Source organism: Polaribacter sp. BAL334, assembly GCF_015767435.1.
Classification (GTDB): domain Bacteria; phylum Bacteroidota; class Bacteroidia; order Flavobacteriales; family Flavobacteriaceae; genus Polaribacter.
On sequence record NZ_JADWOV010000271.1, the window covers coordinates 158,951 to 178,094 of the forward strand.

A 19,144-nucleotide genomic window follows, 5' to 3' on the forward strand; every position below is an offset into this window, starting at 1 on the left:
CGATTTCATATTAACAAATTTGATATTCAGGTAATGACATTAATTGTATGCAAAATTCTTTTTTTGAACTTTTTGAAAGATGATCTAAATACGTTTCTGTGCCTTCATTGGGAGCTGTGATTAAAAAGAGTGATTTCATCTGATCAAAGGAAATATTTTTAAAACTATCCTCAAAAAAATCCCAATCAACAGTTACTTTCGCAAAGTCTTTTTGATTTTTATTTGACGCGTGATATTTGTCAAACGAATCCTCAAATTCTCCTTTTTCTTTGATTGAAATTTCAGCATTTGACAATAAAATAGAAGGCAATTTCAATCGTAAAATGATGGTATTGCTGTCAATCCAATTTCTGCCACCTTTCCAGCCTGCAACATTTGGAGGATCTAAAAGTACTTGACCTAATAAGCGTTGAATTTTTTGAACATCTTTGGTATTCTGAAACGAAAAAGGAACCATTTTTTGCATACCTACCAATAGTTCAATGGGTGATTTAATTTTAGTTCCGATATTTTCTGCATCATAAAACCAATCTTTCAAAAACAAGAATTTCATCAGTTTTTCGATATTGTAATCTTTGTAAAAAACGGCTGTTAATTCATCCAAATGCTTTTCGTTTACTTTATCATTTACGAAATATCGATATATTTTTTCGCAGATAAAACGAGCACATTGTTGTTGTTTTAAAATAATATCAATGATGTCATCACCTGAAAAATTACCTGTTTCTCCGAAGAAAGTTTTTAAACCTTCATCATGATGATATTTTCCAATTACAAATTCGCCATTAAAATTATGGTTATAACCCGTAAAAGCTCGTGCACTTTCTTTGACATCATTTTCAGAATAATTTCCAACGCCCAATGTAAAAAGTTCCATGAGTTCTCTTGCGAAATTTTCATTGGGTTGTTTTTTTCTGTTTTGTCTTGAGTTCAAATAGTTCAACATAGCAGGTTCTTTAGAAATTTCTTTTACAAAATCTCCAAAATTTCCCAATGCATTTTTTCTCAATGTATTATTATATTGCTGAACAAAATAGATATTCTGATTTTTGCACACAAAATGATTTGCCCAAAACAAGGTCATTTTTTCTCTTAAAAGCGTATCAGAATTTGCTAGTCGTTCAATCCAAATTTTATTGTACTCTCTAATTTTCTCATTACTTTTTCGCTGAAATTCCATCGAAAAAGTTTTGTTTTTTTGATATTCTTGAGTGTAAATAGAAAGTTCAGAAAGATCGATTTCTAGCGGTTGAAATGTGGTAGTAGAGAATAAAAAATCAACAACTTTTTTTTTATTTTTTTTTGACAAATCATTGACAAGTTGAGGGGTAATTCCAAACCCCGCTCTTAAAAATAAATGTTGAAGTTGTTTTGTTTTCATGATGCTTAGACTGTAAAAATTGTAAAACGTTTAAATCATCCATAAAAGTATGGATGATTTCATTTTTTACAGTAAACAAAGCATTTACAAATCAAATTTAATTCCTTGTGCCAAAGGCAATTCAGTAGTATAATTGATGGTATTTGTCTGTCTTCGCATATACACTTTCCAAGCATCAGAGCCAGATTCTCGTCCACCACCAGTTTCTTTTTCGCCTCCAAAAGCACCACCAATTTCAGCCCCTGAAGTGCCAATATTTACATTTGCAATACCACAATCTGAACCATTTACAGATAAAAAGGCTTCTGCTTCACGCAAATTATTGGTCATAATTGCAGATGACAAACCTTGTGCAACTCCGTTTTGAATGTCAATAGCATTCATCACATCACCTGAATATTTTATCAAATATAAGATAGGCGCAAAAGTTTCGTGTTGCACAATTTCAAAGGAATTTTCAGCTGCGGCAATGGCAGGTTTTACATAACAGCCACTTTCAAACCCTTCTCCACATAAAACTCCACCTTCCACAAGAATTTTTCCTCCTTCAGCAACTACTTTTAATAGCGCATTTTCGTACATTTTTACAGCAGCAATATCAATCAAAGGACCTACATGATTTTTTTCATCTAAAGGATTTCCAATTTTTAATTGTCCATACGCTTTCACAACAGCATCTTTTACTTTGTCATAAATTGATTCATGAATAATCAATCTTCTAGTGGATGTGCAACGTTGTCCTGCTGTCCCAACTGCACCAAAAACAGCCCCAATTACGGTCATTTTTATATCAGCATCTGGCGTTACAATGATGGCGTTGTTTCCTCCTAATTCTAACAAAGATTTTCCTAAACGTCCTGCAACTTCTTTAGCAACAATTTTTCCCATTCTAGTGCTTCCTGTTGCAGAAATCAACGGAATTCGAATGTCTTTTGTCATGAATTCACCAACTTTATAATCGCCATTTATCAAACAAGAAATTCCTTCAGGTAAATTATTTTCGGCTAAAACTTCTGCAATAATTTGTTGACAAGCAATGCCACACAAAGGTGTTTTTTCACTTGGTTTCCAAACGCAAACATCTCCACAAATCCAAGCCAAAGCTGTATTCCAAGCCCAAACAGCCACAGGAAAATTAAAAGCTGAAATAATTCCAACAATTCCTAAGGGATGATATTGTTCATACATTCTGTGTCCTGGACGCTCAGAATGCATGGTGAAACCATGCAATTGGCGTGACAAACCTACTGCAAAATCACAGATATCAATCATTTCTTGCACTTCGCCCAAACCTTCTTGATACGATTTTCCCATTTCATAGGATACCAATTTCCCTAAAACTTCTTTTTTCAATCGTAATTTTTGTCCAAATTGACGCACAATTTCACCTCTAAATGGAGCCGGTTTTTTTCTCCAATATATAAATGCTTCAGAAGCTGAAATCATTACTTTTTCATAATCTTCTTTGCTGGTAAAGCTTACTTTTCCAATCAATAAACCATCTACTGGTGAATAACTTTCAATGGTTTCATTGCTTGAAGAAAAAGAATTTTTTCCTGTTGAAGTTCCTTGGTTTATGGATTTTAAGCCAAGCTCTTGTAGCATTTCTGTCTTGTCAAAATTTGTCATTTTGTGATTCAATTTATGTTGTTTACTTTTAAGTCCGAAATTACAAAATCTTTTACACATAAATAAATTTAACAAAAACAATATAAATTGTTTAAAATCTAACATAAAAATGAAAAATTCCTTTCTTTTAGTTTTTTTAAGTCTTTTTTTAATCAGTTGTGAAACTACTTCCAAAGAAGAAAAAATCAATGATTTTGCAATTATCATTCATGGTGGAGCAGGTACTATTTTGAAAAAAAACATGACTGATGAAAAAGAAGCAGCTTACAAAGCCAAGTTGGAAGAAGCTATAAAAGTAGGCTATACTATTTTAAAAAACGGAGGAACATCAACAGAAGCTGTGCTAAAAACGATACAAGTGATGGAAGAGTCACCACTTTTTAATGCAGGAAAAGGAGCCGTTTTTACCAACGCTGGAACCAATGAATTGGATGCTTCTTTTATGGATGGAAAAACGTTAAATGCAGGTGCAGTTGCTGGTGTAAAAGATGTAAAAAGTCCCATTGAATTGGCAATCAAAATCATGACAGATTCTGAACATGTAATGCTTTCAGGAGAAGGAGCATCCACTTTTGCGAAAGAGAAAGGCTTGGAAATGGTGGATCCAAGTTATTTTTATACTGAAAATCGTTTTCAATCCTTACAAAAAATCATCGAACAAGAAAAAACACAATTAGATCACGATGATAAAAAAGCCAATTTTTACGATCCAAATATCAAGGACAGCAAATATGGAACTGTAGGTTGTGTTGCGCTAGATAAAAACGGAAATATTGCAGCTGGAACTTCCACTGGAGGAATGACTAATAAACGTTGGGGAAGAATTGGAGATGCTCCAATAATTGGTTCAGGAACCTATGCAAATAACAATACTTGCGGAGTTTCTTCAACAGGTTGGGGCGAATATTTCATCAGAAGTCAAGTGGCGTATGACATTTCAGCGCAAATGGAATATCAGAAAAAATCGCTGAAAGAAGCCACCAAAGATGTCATCCAAAACAAGCTCACCAAATTGGGTGGAACAGGAGGCGTTGTTGCATTAGACAAAAATGGGAATATGTCATTTGAGTTCAATACAGAAGGAATGTATAGAGCTTCTATGGATGAAAAAGGCGAGTTGATTATTAAGATTTATAAGGAATAATCCAACCAATTTTCTGGTAAATAAGCTAACTCGATATCAACAATTTCAGATTTTATTTTTTTGTGAATTCCAAATCTAGAAATTTTTGGAATAGACAATTGAACATTATTCCTTTTATTTATCAATTCTAAAACATCAGGAATAGTTCTTTTTGCACATAAAACCAAGCTATTCATCATTGAGTTTGATTCTACTGTTAAATCATACAAATCAACAAAAAATGCAGGTTCATTATGTTGATAAATGATGAATTGTGATTCCTTTTTATCCATAATTTCAAACACTTTTTTCTCTCCGCTTAAAGTTCTGTATGTATTTAAATAAAGTTTCAAATTTTTCAATTTTTTAAAGTTAAAATACTGTTTGTTTTAACTATGTACGTAATTTTTGATGAAATGTTTTTTAATTGATGATCTATTTTATGGTTTCAATCTACTTTTAAAATTTAAATATTAAAGATATGATAATTATATGCATAAGAATTATCAAAAATACAATATATTAATGATATTTTATGAATATGATAAAAAATTAAATTTTATAGAATTTAAAGATTATGAAAAAGCTTCATTATTTAATACTTATTTTTGTAACATAATGAGTAAATTTTTGTTTGACATAAAGTCTGATGAGCAATTCAAAAAAGTTGCATTTGAAGTTTTTAAACATCAGTTTGAAAATAATAAAACCTATCGTTCATTTTGCGATTTGTTAAATGTTCATCCATCAGATATAAATTCACTAGAACAAATCCCGTTTTTACCCATTCAGTTTTTTAAAAGCAGAAAAGTGCTTTCCTCTAAAGACGAAATTCAAGAAATATTTTCCAGTTCAGGAACTACAGGAAGTGTTACTAGTCAACATTATATTACTGATATTGAACTATATAAAGAAAGTTATTCAAAAGGATTTGCACATTTTTATGGCGATATCAAAGACTATATTGTATTGGCATTATTGCCCAATTATTTAGAAAGAAATGGCTCTTCCTTGGTTTTTATGGTGGATGATTTGATTCGAAAAACGCACAATTCTGAAAGTGGATTTTACCTTCACAATTTAGATGAATTGACTCAAAAACTCATTGAATTAGACAAAAATGGACAAAAAATCTTATTAATTGGTGTTTCATTTGCTTTGTTAGATTTGATTGAAAAACATCAATTTTCTTTGAAAAATACGATTGTGATTGAAACTGGAGGCATGAAAGGCAAAAGAAAAGAATTGGTAAGAGAGGAACTTCATTTACTATTAAAAAAAGGATTTGGAGTTGCTGAAATTCACTCAGAATATGGAATGACAGAACTGTTAAGTCAAGCATATTCTAAAGGGAATGGCATTTTCAAAACACCACCTTGGATGAAAATTCTAATCAGAGATACTGAGGATGCTTTGACAATTTTGCCAAGAGAAAAAACGGGAGGAATCAATGTGATAGACCTTGCAAATTACAATTCGTGTTCATTTATTGCCACACAAGATTTGGGGAAAATTCATCAAAATGGCACTTTCGAAATTATTGGTCGTTTTGACAATTCAGACATTAGAGGTTGTAATTTGATGGTGTTGTAATTTTTTTTAAAAGTTTCGACTACACTAAAAAACAAATTCATATGAAACTTTTATCAACTATTTTTTTAATTGTAATATCAATTTCAGTCAAAGCTCAATCAACAGAATTTAACACCAAAAAAGGCTATGTAGCTGAGGGTTATGATGTGGTTTCTTATTTTAATGAAAAAACTCCAATAGTTGGGAATAAAAAATATCAAACTACTTTTGAAAAGGCTACTTTCAAATTTGCGTCTGCAAAAAATTTAGAAATATTCAAAGCTAATCCACTAAAATATATACCACAATATGGAGGATTTTGTGCTTATGCTGTAGCTGCTAAAAATACTAAAATGGATATTGATGCTGATTCTTATGAGATTAGAGATGGTAAATTATATTTATTTTACAGCTCTTGGTTTGGCAATAAATTAGAAGATTGGCAAAAAGAGGACACCAAAAAATTGCAACAACTGGGAGATAAAAATTGGGAATTTTTAAAACAAAAAAACAACTAAAATGAAAAAATATTTCTCTTTTTTAGTTCTTTTAATTTCATCAAATTTATTCTCTCAAAATACAGAATATAATTTAAAAAATGGCTATGTTGCTGAAGGTTATGATGTTGTATCGTATTTTCAACAACAAGTTACAAAAGGGAATAAACAATTTACGGCCAATTTTGATGGTGTGAAATTTCAATTTTCGTCACAAGAAAACCTTACTCTTTTTAATTTAAATCCCCAAAAATACATACCACAATATGGAGGATTTTGTGCGTATGCAATTGGCAAAAACGGAGAAAAAGTAAGCATTCATCCAAAAACATTTGAAATTAGAGAGGGAAAATTATACCTGTTTTACAATTCTTGGGGAACCAATACTTTAGAGCTTTGGCAAAAAGAAGGAGCAGAAAAATTGCAACAAAAAGCAGATGAAAATTGGAAGAAAATCGTAAAAAATTAGTTTTTAAAAAGATTATTTTTCGAATTCCGTTTTCATCAATCTGTCCCAAAAAGTAAAATACAATCCGTAATTATAATTGAATTTTCGATGGTGAAAATCATGATGAGTGGCTCCAATAAACCATTTTTGAAACCATTTTCCAAATCTTCCTGAAGGATAAATTTCTACTCCAGCATGATTGATAGTTGCCGAAATTGTCATGATTAAAAGCACAAAAAGGAGCGCATACATGTGTAATGGCAAAATAAGAATCACAATAGGTAAAAACGCCGCTTGAAAAATGGTTTCTAACGGATGAAATGAAAACGAAGTCAACACAGAAGTATAAACACTTTTATGATGAATTAAATGCAAATATTTATACACTTTTGGCAAATGCATCCATCTGTGAAACCAATAATAATAAGCGTCTTGTAAAACCAGAAAGATAAAAATGCTCAATGGAAAATAAAAAAAAGAGGTAGTTGAAAACTCAGTATAAATCGCAGTAAATCCATTTACATATAAAAAATAGATTAACAAGCCTGTGGCAGCAAAAATAAGTCCGCTAATAAAAGACCAAAATATTTCTTTTTGTAATTGTGATTTCTTCAGGGTTTTTTTATGCAAAAATCGATGTTGAAAAGCGTTTTTTAGAAACTCAAAAAATACCAAATGATACAATCCAGAGACAACCAAATAGCGCACAAAAATGATTACTGTAAGTGTTACAAAAAGGGAACTTACTGTGTAAAAATTTGTGAAATCGATATTTGGTAATTGGTTTTTCACTATTCAAAATATTTTTTAAAAAATGACTCACTCTTAATTTAATAATTTTTGTAGTGTTCTAGGATTCATCCTGTTATTAAAAAAAGTAAGTACATAAATCTTATTATTTTCTCTATCAATTTTATAATACAATGAAACGTTTCTGTGGAGAACAGCTTTCCTTATTTCTAATCTTTTGATAATTATAGAATGACTAATTTTTTCATTTTTGATATTTTCTAACATAGAATCTGTTAGATTTCTGAATTCTTTCATTTCTTTTTTAGTCCATCTAAAATCAAGATTTTCAAAAATTTCAGTAAAGGTATTATTTGCTAATCTTGTCCAGATAATCTCCATGAATTAAAGATTATATCTTTCTTTAATTCCTTTCATAACTTGTTCATGAGAAATTAAATTTCCAGCCTCAATATCTTTCAAACCTTTTTCAATCAATATTTTTTCTGTTTCAGAAATTGAAATTTCCCAATTATCAGTATCAGAAAAATTACTTTTGATATTTTTCAAAGTGTTAATAATTGATTCGTCATTGACGCTTGTCAACCATTCTATCAATTTATATTTTTCTAATTGGATGTCCATGAAAATTTATTTTCAGTAAATATAAGGATTTTTTTGTGCGCTTTTTTATTCAAATCGGATCAAAAAATAACTCTTTTTACCTCTTTGCAATAACACATATTTTTCAGCGATTAAATCGTTCTTTGTGATGATAAAATCTTCAGAAACTTTTTCTTTGTTAACAGCAATTCCATTCTCTTTCAAAGCTCTTTTTGCTTCTCCGTTTGAACTTAAAAAATTCGTTTTCCCAGCCAAAGCATCTACCATTGAAATACCTTCACTTAACAATACTGAAGAAATTAAAGCTTGTGGAATTCCGTCAAAAACATCTAAAAATGTTTGTTCATCCAATGATTTTAAAGCGCTTGAAGTGGAGTTTCCAAATAAAATTTCGGAAGCTGCAATGGCATTTTCATACGCTTCTTTTCCATGAACTAATAGTGTCACTTCTTCGCCCAAACGTTTTTGTAGAATTCTAGTATGAGGTGCTTTTGCGTGTTCAATTACCAAATTTTGAATGGTTTCTTGGTCCAAAAACGTAAAAATTTTGATGTATTTTTCAGCATCATCATCAGAAGTATTCAACCAATATTGGTAAAATTTGTAAGCAGAAGTTCTTTTTGAATCCAACCAAACATTGCCACCTTCCGATTTTCCAAATTTCGAACCATCAGATTTTGTGATTAAAGGACAAGTAATTGCATAGCCTTTTCCACCTCCAATTCTGCGAATCAATTCAGTTCCTGTAGTGATATTTCCCCATTGATCAGAGCCGCCCATTTGCAAAGTAGTTGCTTGATTTTTATACAAATGCAAAAAGTCATAACCCTGCACTAATTGATAGGTAAATTCTGTAAACGACATCCCTTCTTTTGATTCAGAACTGATTCTATTTTTCACAGAATCTTTTGACATCATATAATTTACGGTGATGTGTTTTCCTACATCGCGAATAAATTCTAAGAAGGAAAAATCTTTCATCCAGTCGTAATTATTCACTAAAATTGCTGCGTTTTTTGCATCACTTGTAAAATCTAAAAAGTGTGATAATTGTGCTTTTACACATTCTTGATTGTGTCTCAATGTTTTTTCATCCAACAAATTTCGTTCAGAAGATTTCCCTGAAGGATCTCCAATCATACCTGTTGCACCACCAACCAAAGCAATTGGTCTGTGTCCACATCGTTGATAATGAGCTAGTAACATAATTGGAACTAAATTTCCAATATGCAAAGAATCCGCAGTTGGGTCAAATCCCACATAGGCACTTCTCATTTCTTCTAACAAATGTTCTTCCGTTCCAGGCATGCTATCATGCAACATTCCTCTCCATTGCAATTCCTCAATAAAATTCTTCATTGTATTCAATTTATCAAGTGGCAAATATAAGTTTATCAGCTAAAATATGCTAAATTCGTACTATGATTTTAGTCACAGGAGGCACAGGTTTGGTTGGTTCGCATTTGTTGGTTCATTTGTGTTTGAAAAACGAACGCATAAGAGCAATTTATAGAACAGAATCGTCATTAGAAAAGGTAAAAAAAGTCTTTTTTTCCTATGCTGATGTTACCACTTTATTTGATAAAATTGAATGGTTTCAAGCAGATATTACTGATGTTCCTGCTATGATTCCTGCTTTTTTTGGGGTAAAACAGGTGTATCATTGTGCGGCTTTTATTTCCTTTAATCCGAGAGATTATCGAGAAATGCGAAAGGTAAATATTCATGGAACAGCGATTGTTGTGAATCTTGCCATTGATGCAAAAGTGGAGAAATTTTGCTATGTAAGTTCAATTGCAGCTGTTGGTGAATCCCTAACAAATGATGTGATTACCGAAGAAAATGAGTGGAACAAAGAGTTGGACAATAGTGGTTATTCTATCACAAAATTTGGTGCAGAAATGGAAGTTTGGCGCGCAAGTCAAGAAGGAATTCCAGTAATAGTAGTAAATCCTGGAGTGATTTTAGGAAGTGGATTTTGGGACACAGGTTCAGGAAAATTATTCAGTCAAGTATATCAGGGTTTTCCCTTTTTTACGGAAGGAATTACAGGATTTGTTTCAGTAAAAGACGTTGTAAACGCAATGATTTTATTGATGAATGGTACAACAGCAAATGAACGTTTTATTTTAGTGTCAGAAAATAAAAGTTTTAAAGAAGTTTTATTTGCAATTGCGGATGCTTTTGGGAAAAATCGACCGTCAAAAAAAATCAATGTTTGGCAAACAGCCATTTTTTGGAGATTTTCATGGATTGTTTCTAAAATTACTGGCAAAGAGCATTTACTGAGCAAATATTCAGCAAAATCTGCGCATACTATTTCCAAGTATTCATCAGAAAAATTAGTAAAAACAGTAGATTTTCAGTTTGAAAAAATAGAAAATGCTATTCAAGAAATTGTGAAAACATTTCCAAAAAAGTGAACCTTATTGAAGTGGTTTTAATTCTAATTTTTTAACACTATCCAACAATTTCGAATCGGTTTTTATTTTTTTGATAGAGTCTTTTCTGATAGAATCTAATCTTGTTTTTTGCTTTGCAAATAGTTCTTTTTTAGCCTCTAAACTGTTTGTGGCAGTTTCTAAAATTTTTTGATACTCATCAATTTTAGACATGTAATAGAGGTTGCTATTTTGAAATCGAACACTATCAATTTTAAATTTTTCGTAAACCAAAGCCATGTAGTTTACATCATTTTCTTGGAACTTATTTTTGATAAATTTTGAAGAAGAAGCAATCATCATTTCTTCCATCAATATACTCATAGAATCTTTTGGAATCAAGTCTTTTGGTTTTTCTAAAATGGTGTTACTCGTGCAAGAAAATAAAAAAAGCACACCAAAAAAACAGCAAATATTTTTCATTTTATCGATTAAAAGTGAGTCGTTTTCCTCGGATATTTTCATTAATTTTTCCGTTTTCATATACTAAATTTCCGTTTACAAAAGTATGCGTAATAGTATGTGAAAATGTAGTTCCTTCAAACGGAGACCAACCACATTTGTATAAAAGGGTATCTTTTGTAACAGTTTGCGGTGAATTTGGGTCAATCAAAACCAAATCAGCAAAATACCCTTCTTTGATAAAACCGCGTTTTTCAATTTGGAATAATTTTGCAGGATTGTGACTCATTTTTTCCACTGCTTTTTCCATAGGAATAACACCTTCTTTTACTTTTTCTAAAATGGCAAGAACTGCATGTTGCACTAAAGGACCTCCACTTGGCGCATTTTTATAGTTGTTGCTTTTTTCATCCAACGTATGTGGAGCATGGTCTGTAGCCAAAACGTCAATTCTGTCATCCAACAAAGCTTTCCACAAACCCAATCTGTCTTTTTCGGTTTTTACTGCTGGATTCCATTTAATAAGCGTTCCTTTTTCATCATAATCGGTGTCATTAAACCACAAATGATGAATACAAACTTCAGCTGTAATTTGCTTTTCTTCTAATGGAATATCGTTTCTAAACAAATGCGTTTCTTTCTCTGTTGACACATGAAAAATATGCAAACGTGCGCCTGTTTTTTTAGCTAGTTCAATTGCTTTTGAGGAAGAAATAAAGCAAGATTCTTCACTTCTGATGATTGGATGGTATTTTACAGGAATATCTTCACCGTAAATTTCAGTAAATTTTGCTGTATTTTTTCTGATAGTAGCCTCATCTTCACAATGCACAGAAATAATCATTTTTGTGGATGAGAAAATTTTTTCTAAAACTTCCACGTCATCAACCAACATATTTCCTGTTGAAGACCCTAAAAACAACTTAATTCCTGCTACTTTTTTTGGATCTGTTTTCAACAATTCTTCTAAATTGTCATTGGTGCCACCAAACATAAACGAATAATTGACAAACGAGGTTTTGGAAGCAATTTCAAATTTGTCTTCTAGTAATTTTTGAGTAGTTGCATTGGGAACCGTGTTTGGTTGTTCAATAAAACTCGTAATTCCTCCAGCTGCAGCAGCTTTACTCTCAGTAGCAATGGTTGCTTTATGAGTAAGTCCTGGCTCTCTAAAATGCACTTGATCATCAATAAAACCAGGAATTAAATAGCATCCTTTAGCATCAATAATTTGAGTTGTTTCATCACTTTTGATGTCAGCAGTAACTTGCTTTATGAATTCATTTTCAATTAAAACATCACCTAAAAAAGTGTTGTTTTCATTAATAATTGTAGCGTTTTTAATTAAAATTCGGTTCATTTTTTTATTTTGGTAATCCTCTTAATCTCATTTTTAATACTCCAAACAATGCTTCATAAACGATATTCCCACTCATTTTTGAAGCCCCTAAAGTTCTATCTGTAAAAATAACGGAAACTTCTTTGATAGAAAAACCAAGTTTCCAAGCCATGAATTTCATTTCTATTTGAAATGCGTATCCAATGAATTTTATTTTGTTTAATTGTATGGTTTCTAACACATTTCTTCTCCAACAAACAAATCCTGCTGTGGTATCGTGAATTGGAATTCCTGTGATGAATCGCACATATTTTGAAGCTAAATAGGACAATAAAACACGTTTCATGGGCCAATTTACCACATTTACGCCTTGCGAATATCTTGAGCCAATGGCAACATCTGCTCCATTTTTAGAACACATTTTGTACAATCTATTGAGGTCTTTTGGGTCATGAGAAAAATCAGCATCCATCTCAATAATATAATCATATTTTCTTTCTATTGCCCATTTGAATCCATGAATGTATGCAGTTCCTAAACCGTTTTTTTTCAAGCGTATTTCTAAAAAAAGTTGGTTTGGAAATTCATTCATCAAATTTTTTACAATTTCAGCAGTTCCATCAGGAGAATTGTCATCCACAATCAGTATATCAAAAGCTTTTGGCTGCATGAAAACAGCCCTGATAATTGCTTCAATATTCTCTTTTTCGTTGAAAGTAGGAATGATTACAAGGGCGTCAGACATAAATTAATTTTCACATGAAAAGAAAACAAATATACATTATTTAATTACTAATTTTGTCTTAAAATCATTAAAACAAATCCACTTGCAAGCAATAGAAAGAATGTCCTTATCAAACGATTGGTTGACCTTGGTTTTATTGTTCTCGTTCATATCGTTATTTCTATTAAGGATTATTGATGTTGCCAGATTTCAAGAGGTAGTTTCGAAACTTTTTAAAGTTAGTTTTTTGGAAACAAGAATTGATGAAAGCTACAGTGTTTTTAGCGGTTTTCACATCCTATTTACACTTTTTTCAGTTTCAGTAATTTCGCTCTTACTTTTTGATTTAAAAGTGTTTTATTACAAAGTAGATTTTTTCAGTTTTCAAGAGTTTTCAGGAGTCTTTTCCATGGTTTTCATTTATTCTTTACTAAAAAATATCATTGAAAATGTATTGATTTATTTGTTTATGTTAAGAAAATCATTGGTGTATTTTGTGGTTTCAAAAGCCAACTATTTCTTTGCTATTTCATGCTACCTTTTTATTCTTATTTTATTAAAACAGTATGCAAATTTGCATTCGGTATTCATTTATTACATCGCTGCATTTTTATTTTTCATAAGTTTTATTTTTCATTTTCTGAATAACAAAAACCTGATAATAAATCACTTGTTTTATTTTATTTTGTACATTTGCACGTTCGAAATAGCACCGCTATTGATACTGTTTAAATTGATGTTTTAAAGATAAATTAGACGCATATGAAAGTGAAAACGATTTTAGTATCACAACCTGATCCAAAAGGCGACGCATCACCGTATTTTGAGCTTACCGAAAAACATAAAGTAAAGGTAGATTTCAGGCCTTTTATTCATGTGGAAGGCATTTCTGTAAAAGATGTTCGCGCTCAAAAAATCGATTTAAAAAACTTCACAGCTATTATTTTAACAAGCAGAAATGCTGTTGATCATTTGTTTAGAATTGCTGAAGAAATGCGTTTTAAAATGCCAGATGACATGAAATATTTTTGTCAATCTGAAGCTGTGGCCTACTATTTACAGAAATACGTAATTTATAGAAAACGAAAAATTTACGTTGGCACAAAAGACTTTCCGGAAATGATAAAATTGATCAAGAAACATAAAAATGAAAAATTTTTATTGCCTTCATCAGACAAATTAAAACCAAGCATTCCAATAGATTTAAACAATTCAGGAGTGAATTGGACAAGAGCAGATTTGTATAAAACGGTTACAAGCGATTTGTCCGATTTAGAAAATGTGTTTTATGATATTTTGGTGTTTTTTAGTCCATCAGGAATTGAATCATTATTTCAAAATTTTCCAAATTTCAAACAAAATGACACACGAATTGCAGCGTTTGGAAAAACAACTGTTGATGCTGTAAAAGAAGCTGGATTGGTTTGTAATATTGAAGCACCTACTAAAGAAACACCTTCCATGACAATGGCTTTGGAAAAATATATCAAAGAAGTAAATAAAAAATAATTAGTGCAATAGTTAGCGAAAACCGAACAGCAATGTTCGGTTTTTTTATTTCAATAATATCTGTACATTCGTTTTGAATTGATTTTAAAAACCGTAATAAAACTCTCATGAAAAAATTCGTAATAACGGCTATATTTTTATTTGTTTGTTCAACTTCATTTAGTCAAATAGATAGCACCAAAGTTTCATTTGTTTCGTATTGGTCAATTGGAGATAGCTATAATTTTAAAGTTTCTAAAATTAAGCAACAATGGAAAAAAGATGAATTAACAAAAGATGAAAATCAGCAATATATTGCCAATTTTACTGTAATTGACTCAACAGAAACCTCTTATACAGTAAAATGGAGCTATGAAAATAATTTGGAAAACAGTTTTAAAATTCCACAAAAACTTTTAGATAAATTTGAAAAATACAAACTTACGGAGATAGAATATAAAACATCTGAAGTTGGAGATTTTATTGAAATTTTGAATTGGCAAAAAGTCAGTGATATAATGTTGAATATGATTGATGATGTTGTTGAGGTATTGAGCGAAGATGATGAAAGTAAAAAATCGGCACTAAAAGATGCTATGATTCCTTTTAAAACTATATACAGCTCAAAAGAAGGAATTGAAAACATTGTTTTAAAAGAACTAAAGTATTTTCATTTTCCTATGGGAGTTGAGTTTGACATTTCTGAACCGTTACTTTATGAAGACGAATTACCAAATATGTTTGGCGGCAATCCAATTAAAGCTGATGGTAAAATTTATTTTGATAATGTTGATTTTGAAGAAGGATTTTGTATCATGTATCAGGAGCTAACTTTAAATCCTGATGATACAATGCAACTATTAAAAGACTTTTTTATTCAATCTAAAATTGATGGAGAAGCATTGGAAAAAGCTTTGAAAACGGCAGAAATAAAAATAAATGATAAAAATACCTATGAATATTATTTTGATCCGGGAGTTCCCCATAAAATAGAAACTTTTAGAGAATCTATCATAAATATCAATAACGAAAAGTCAAAAAGTATTGAAAAAACGATCATTGAATTGATTTATAATGAATAATTATCAAGCAAACAAAGTAGCAAAAGCTTCCTCAATTTTACCTACTAAAATCAATTTGATACCGTGATTTTTTGAAGTAATTTTATTGTATTTTGAAGCCACAAAGGTTTTGTAACCCAGTTTTTCAGCTTCAGAAATTCGTTGATCAATTTTTGAAACGGGTCGTATTTCGCCTGCCAAACCCACTTCTGCAGCAAAACACACATTTGGATTGATAGCAATATCTTGATTTGAAGATAAAATTGCAGCAACCACAGCCAAATCAATAGCAGGATCATCCACATTGATACCTCCTGTAATGTTCAAAAAAACATCTTTTGCGCCCAATTTAAATCCAGCTCTTTTTTCTAAAACTGCCAAAATCATGTGCAATCTTTTGAGATTATAACCGGTTGTAGAACGCTGTGGAGTTCCATAAACGGCTGTTGAAACCAAGGCTTGAATTTCAATCATCAAAGGACGAATTCCTTCTAATGTTGAGGCAATTGCAGTGCCACTCAAATCAGCATCTTTCTTGGAAATTAAAATTTCTGATGGATTAGAAATTTCGCGCAAACCATCTGAAAGCATTTCGTAAATTCCCAATTCAGAAGTGGAACCAAACCTGTTTTTCTGAGAACGTAATATTCTATAAGTATGATTTCTATCGCCTTCAAATTGCAAAACTACATCCACCATGTGTTCTAAAATTTTGGGTCCTGCAATATTTCCCTCTTTGTTTATATGACCAATTAGCAAAACAGGAGTTGCTGTTTCTTTTGCAAATTTTATCAATTCTGCAGCAGTTTCTCTGATTTGAGAAATACTTCCAGGAGACGCATCAATAGAGTTTGTATGCAACGTTTGAATAGAATCAATCACCAAAACTTCTGGCTCAGTTTCTTCAATATTTTTGAAAATTTGTTGCGTGTTGGTTTCTGTCAAAATCAAACAATTGGAGTTGATGGCTTCCAATCTTTCAGCTCTCATTTTTATTTGCGATTGACTTTCTTCGCCAGAAACATACAATACTTTTTGAGAAATATTCAATGCAATTTGTAATAACAATGTTGATTTTCCAATGCCAGGTTCACCACCTAATAAAATCACAGAACCTTTTACTAATCCACCTCCTAAAACGGTATCTAATTCTGTATTATTGGTTACAATTCTTTCTTCAGGATTTAGAATAATTTCAGCAATTCTTAGCGGTTTATTGATGTTTTGTTTTGCAGTGGTGGATTGTTTCCATTCGCGTTTTTCCTCCTTTTGAATCACTTCTTCAACAATGGTATTCCATTCTTTACAAGCGCCACATTGTCCCACCCATTTTGCATGTTGTGTTCCGCAATTTTGACAGAAAAAAGAAGTTTTTAGTTTAGACATTTTGACGATTCAAAATTCAGTGTTTAAGATTCAAAGTTAAAAAACAAATCTAGTAGATTTTACTGAATTTATTTCACTTTATTGTAAATTGGCAATAACAAAAAAGACAATCCTCCAAAAATAACAATCATGGCTGTTTGTGCAGTCCACATAATCCATCCAAAAGCGTTTCCTGTAACTTCATCTACTCCAAACAAAGCCAATGCACTTGCCACAGCAATAGGATACAAACCTATTCCACCATTGGTTGCTGCAATTGAAAATCCACCTGCAATGAAGCCAATTAAAACACCGCCAAAAGGGATTTCAAGTCCATCAACAGCAGGAATTGTTGCCCAAAACATAGCAATATACATCAGCCAAATAAAAAATGTGTGAAAAATAAATGCCCCTTTTTTTTGCATTTTAAAAATGCTTGTGAGTCCTTCTTTCAATCCAAAAAGGAAAGACTTTATCTTAAAAGCGAAAGTTGAACTACTTTTTTTGATAATTCTGTAACCAATAAAAACCCCAATAATTAATAATAAAACTGTGCCAACTGTTTTTAAAGGATTGAAATCTTTGATGAGTAAATTCCAGATAAAATCAAACTGAATAAAAAGCGCTACTAAAATCACTAAAAAAAGCATCAAAAGGTCAGCCAATCTCTCTGCAACTATGGTTCCAAAACCTTTCTCAAAAGGTATTTTTTCATAGTTTGCCATTACTGCAGCTCTCGAAACTTCACCTGCTCTTGGCAAAAATAGGTTTACTAAATACCCTACCAAAACAGCTAAAAAAGAATTGAAAAATTTGGGTTTAAAACCCATTGGCTCCAATAAAAATTTCCACCTGTAAGCTCTAGAGATGTGACTTAAAATCCCAAAAATTAATCCTAAAAAAACCCATGGATAATTGGCTTTTTTAAAATAAGAAAGTAATTTTTCTGGAGAGACAATGGTCAGTGAATACCAAACTAAAAAACCACCCAAAGCAAGAGGTAGTATTATTTTTAAAATTTTTTTCAGTTTCAAAATTAGGTAAGCGTATTGTCTTTTTCGTTTGGAAAAACGAGTGAAGGTTTGAATTTTTTTGCTTCTTCCAATTCCATGAATGCATATACTATTAAAATAAGTACATCTCCCACAGCAACCAATCTTGATGCAGCTCCATTTAATGTAATTTCTCCACTTCCTCTTGGACCAGGAATTGCATACGTTTCCAAACGATTTCCATTGTTATTATTTACAATCTGAACACGTTCACCTTCAATAATATTTGCAGCATCCATCAAATCTTCATCAATGGTGATGCTTCCTATATAATTCAAATCAGCACCTGTAACTTTTACACGATGGATTTTAGATTTTACTACTTGTACTAACATGCAGCAAAAATAGTATTTTTTTGGTTATTAATTTTTTAATTGAATGTTATCAATCAATCGAATATTTCCTGCAAAAACTGCAATAAAAGCACGATATTTGGTATCAATTTCTTTGATATTTATCGATTTTAATGATTTTTCATTAGCAATTGTAAAATATTCTAATTGTAAAATAGGATGATTTTTGAACTGATTTTCAACCCATTCAGCAATTTCTACAACATTTTCTTCTTGGAATTTCTTTTTTACTATTTTTAAAATCTTGTAAATAAAAGGAGCAACATTTCTTTGTTCAGTAGTCAATCGTGCATTTCTTGAGCTCATAGCTAATCCATCTTTTTCTCTAAAAATAGCACAGCCTTTTATTGAAATAGGCAATTGATTTTTAGCCACTAATTTCTTGATAATTAGCAACTGTTGAAAATCTTTTTCGCCAAAATAAGCATTTTTTGGAGACACAATTTCGAAAAGTGTTTTTACAATTGTGCCAACTCCATCAAAATGACCAGGTCTAAATTTTCCTTCCATTTGATGCTCTAATCCATCAAAATCAAATTTTTCAGAGACAATATTTTCATGATAAATTTCTGAAACTGTTGGCGCAAAAAGCACATCACAAAAAACACTTTCTAATAATTCAATATCTTTATCTAATGTTTTTGGATAATTATCCAAATCCTCTTGGTTGTTGAATTGTGTTGGATTTACAAAAATACTGGCTACAACTATGTCATTTTTTTTCTTTGCTTGTTCAATTAAAAATAAATGACCTTTGTGCAAAGCACCCATTGTTGGTACAAAACCAATTGTTTTCCTGTTTTTTTTAGATTCTTCTAAAAACGATTTCAATTGGTCTCGTTTTTTAAATATTTTCATGCCAAAATTGTGCTAAATGTGTGCAAACTTAGCATTTTAACACGATATTTGAAGATAA

22 protein-coding genes are annotated in these 19,144 nt (G+C 31.2%); 8 read left to right on the plus strand and 14 right to left on the minus strand.

The annotated features are described in order from the left end of the window. Nucleotides 1-10 precede the first annotated feature (10 nt). Nucleotides 11-1,381, minus strand: coding sequence for a DUF1800 family protein (locus IU405_RS07185; protein ID WP_197437929.1), 1,371 nt, complete (start codon nucleotides 1,379-1,381; stop codon nucleotides 11-13). A gap of 84 nt (nucleotides 1,382-1,465) precedes the next feature. Further along, nucleotides 1,466-3,010: an aldehyde dehydrogenase family protein gene (locus IU405_RS07190; RefSeq protein WP_197437930.1), complete on the minus strand. Its 1,545-nt coding sequence runs from the start codon at nucleotides 3,008-3,010 to the stop codon at nucleotides 1,466-1,468. A gap of 109 nt (nucleotides 3,011-3,119) precedes the next feature. Here IU405_RS07190 and IU405_RS07195 point away from each other — a divergent pair, with 109 nt between their 5' ends. Further along, nucleotides 3,120-4,154: an isoaspartyl peptidase/L-asparaginase family protein gene (locus IU405_RS07195; protein WP_197437931.1), complete on the plus strand. Its 1,035-nt coding sequence runs from the start codon at nucleotides 3,120-3,122 to the stop codon at nucleotides 4,152-4,154. Here the strand turns inward: IU405_RS07195 and IU405_RS07200 are convergent. Beyond that, complete coding sequence (locus tag IU405_RS07200) at nucleotides 4,142-4,486, minus strand: hypothetical protein (protein WP_197437932.1); 345 nt, start codon at nucleotides 4,484-4,486, stop codon at nucleotides 4,142-4,144. The genes IU405_RS07195 and IU405_RS07200 overlap by 13 nt on opposite strands. 265 nt (nucleotides 4,487-4,751) lie before the next feature. Here IU405_RS07200 and IU405_RS07205 point away from each other — a divergent pair, with 265 nt between their 5' ends. From IU405_RS07205 to IU405_RS07215, 3 genes are read left to right on the plus strand one after another with little or no spacing between them, the layout of a single operon-like run. Beyond that, nucleotides 4,752-5,726, plus strand: a complete 975-nt coding sequence (locus tag IU405_RS07205) for an acyl transferase (RefSeq protein WP_197437933.1) — start codon at nucleotides 4,752-4,754, stop codon at nucleotides 5,724-5,726. A gap of 41 nt (nucleotides 5,727-5,767) precedes the next feature. After that, a complete protein-coding gene (locus IU405_RS07210) occupies nucleotides 5,768-6,223 on the plus strand; it encodes a YHS domain-containing (seleno)protein (protein ID WP_197437934.1) in 456 nt (151 codons plus the stop codon). 1 nt (nucleotide 6,224) lies between these two features. Then, nucleotides 6,225-6,671 (plus strand): YHS domain-containing (seleno)protein, encoded by a 447-nt coding sequence (locus IU405_RS07215; RefSeq protein ID WP_197437935.1) that lies wholly within the window; start codon nucleotides 6,225-6,227, stop codon nucleotides 6,669-6,671. Nucleotides 6,672-6,683: 12 nt separating this feature from the next. Here IU405_RS07215 and IU405_RS15800 read toward each other — a convergent pair whose 3' ends face one another. Genes IU405_RS15800 through tyrS form a run of 4 tightly spaced genes read right to left on the minus strand, consistent with a single transcriptional unit; the run spans nucleotide 6,684 to nucleotide 9,362 of the window. Next, nucleotides 6,684-7,442: a sterol desaturase family protein gene (locus tag IU405_RS15800; RefSeq protein ID WP_317193355.1), complete on the minus strand. Its 759-nt coding sequence runs from the start codon at nucleotides 7,440-7,442 to the stop codon at nucleotides 6,684-6,686. A gap of 33 nt (nucleotides 7,443-7,475) precedes the next feature. After that, nucleotides 7,476-7,781 (minus strand): hypothetical protein, encoded by a 306-nt coding sequence (locus tag IU405_RS07225; RefSeq protein WP_197437936.1) that lies wholly within the window; start codon nucleotides 7,779-7,781, stop codon nucleotides 7,476-7,478. Nucleotides 7,782-7,784: 3 nt separating this feature from the next. Then, nucleotides 7,785-8,024 carry a hypothetical protein gene (locus IU405_RS07230; protein ID WP_197437937.1) on the minus strand — a complete coding sequence of 80 codons (240 nt, stop codon included), beginning with the start codon at nucleotides 8,022-8,024 and terminating at the stop codon, nucleotides 7,785-7,787. Between the two features lie 45 nt (nucleotides 8,025-8,069). Next, nucleotides 8,070-9,362, minus strand: a complete 1,293-nt coding sequence (tyrS, locus tag IU405_RS07235) for a tyrosine--tRNA ligase (RefSeq protein WP_197437938.1) — start codon at nucleotides 9,360-9,362, stop codon at nucleotides 8,070-8,072. A gap of 62 nt (nucleotides 9,363-9,424) precedes the next feature. On the opposite strand from tyrS, the gene IU405_RS07240 reads away from it, so the two are divergent. After that, nucleotides 9,425-10,426 carry an NAD-dependent epimerase/dehydratase family protein gene (locus IU405_RS07240; protein ID WP_197437939.1) on the plus strand — a complete coding sequence of 334 codons (1,002 nt, stop codon included), beginning with the start codon at nucleotides 9,425-9,427 and terminating at the stop codon, nucleotides 10,424-10,426. Nucleotides 10,427-10,429: 3 nt separating this feature from the next. Here IU405_RS07240 and IU405_RS07245 read toward each other — a convergent pair whose 3' ends face one another. From IU405_RS07245 to IU405_RS07255, 3 genes are read right to left on the minus strand one after another with little or no spacing between them, the layout of a single operon-like run. Continuing rightward, on the minus strand, nucleotides 10,430-10,909 hold the full coding sequence (locus tag IU405_RS07245; RefSeq protein WP_231749591.1) for a DUF4296 domain-containing protein: 480 nt from the start codon (nucleotides 10,907-10,909) through the stop codon (nucleotides 10,430-10,432). Beyond that, nucleotides 10,869-12,206 (minus strand): dihydroorotase, encoded by a 1,338-nt coding sequence (locus tag IU405_RS07250; protein ID WP_197437940.1) that lies wholly within the window; start codon nucleotides 12,204-12,206, stop codon nucleotides 10,869-10,871. The genes IU405_RS07245 and IU405_RS07250 overlap by 41 nt, the downstream gene beginning before the upstream one ends. Before the next feature lie 4 nt (nucleotides 12,207-12,210). Next, complete coding sequence (locus tag IU405_RS07255; RefSeq protein WP_197437941.1) at nucleotides 12,211-12,930, minus strand: polyprenol monophosphomannose synthase; 720 nt, start codon at nucleotides 12,928-12,930, stop codon at nucleotides 12,211-12,213. A 100-nt stretch (nucleotides 12,931-13,030) separates the two neighbouring features. Here IU405_RS07255 and IU405_RS15910 point away from each other — a divergent pair, with 100 nt between their 5' ends. The 3 genes from IU405_RS15910 to IU405_RS07270 all read left to right on the plus strand — a co-directional run bounded on the left by IU405_RS15910 (nucleotide 13,031) and on the right by IU405_RS07270 (nucleotide 15,479). Further along, complete coding sequence (locus tag IU405_RS15910; RefSeq protein ID WP_410896744.1) at nucleotides 13,031-13,654, plus strand: DUF4271 domain-containing protein; 624 nt, start codon at nucleotides 13,031-13,033, stop codon at nucleotides 13,652-13,654. 17 nt (nucleotides 13,655-13,671) lie between these two features. Beyond that, nucleotides 13,672-14,418 carry a uroporphyrinogen-III synthase gene (locus IU405_RS07265; protein WP_197437943.1) on the plus strand — a complete coding sequence of 249 codons (747 nt, stop codon included), beginning with the start codon at nucleotides 13,672-13,674 and terminating at the stop codon, nucleotides 14,416-14,418. Between the two features lie 107 nt (nucleotides 14,419-14,525). Next, a complete protein-coding gene (locus IU405_RS07270) occupies nucleotides 14,526-15,479 on the plus strand; it encodes a hypothetical protein (RefSeq protein WP_197437944.1) in 954 nt (317 codons plus the stop codon). Between the two features lie 3 nt (nucleotides 15,480-15,482). On the opposite strand, the gene radA is transcribed toward IU405_RS07270, so the two are convergent. From radA to panC, 4 genes are all read right to left on the minus strand, one after another. Next, nucleotides 15,483-16,844 carry a DNA repair protein RadA gene (radA, locus tag IU405_RS07275; RefSeq protein WP_197437945.1) on the minus strand — a complete coding sequence of 454 codons (1,362 nt, stop codon included), beginning with the start codon at nucleotides 16,842-16,844 and terminating at the stop codon, nucleotides 15,483-15,485. 68 nt (nucleotides 16,845-16,912) lie between these two features. Then, a complete protein-coding gene (locus IU405_RS07280) occupies nucleotides 16,913-17,857 on the minus strand; it encodes a YbhN family protein (protein ID WP_197437946.1) in 945 nt (314 codons plus the stop codon). 2 nt (nucleotides 17,858-17,859) lie between these two features. Beyond that, the gene (panD, locus tag IU405_RS07285; protein ID WP_197437947.1) at nucleotides 17,860-18,210 is read right to left on the minus strand and encodes an aspartate 1-decarboxylase; all 351 of its coding nucleotides are present in this window, start codon (nucleotides 18,208-18,210) and stop codon (nucleotides 17,860-17,862) included. Nucleotides 18,211-18,237: 27 nt separating this feature from the next. Then, nucleotides 18,238-19,086, minus strand: a complete 849-nt coding sequence (gene panC, locus IU405_RS07290; RefSeq protein ID WP_197437948.1) for a pantoate--beta-alanine ligase — start codon at nucleotides 19,084-19,086, stop codon at nucleotides 18,238-18,240. Nucleotides 19,087-19,144 lie beyond the last annotated feature (58 nt).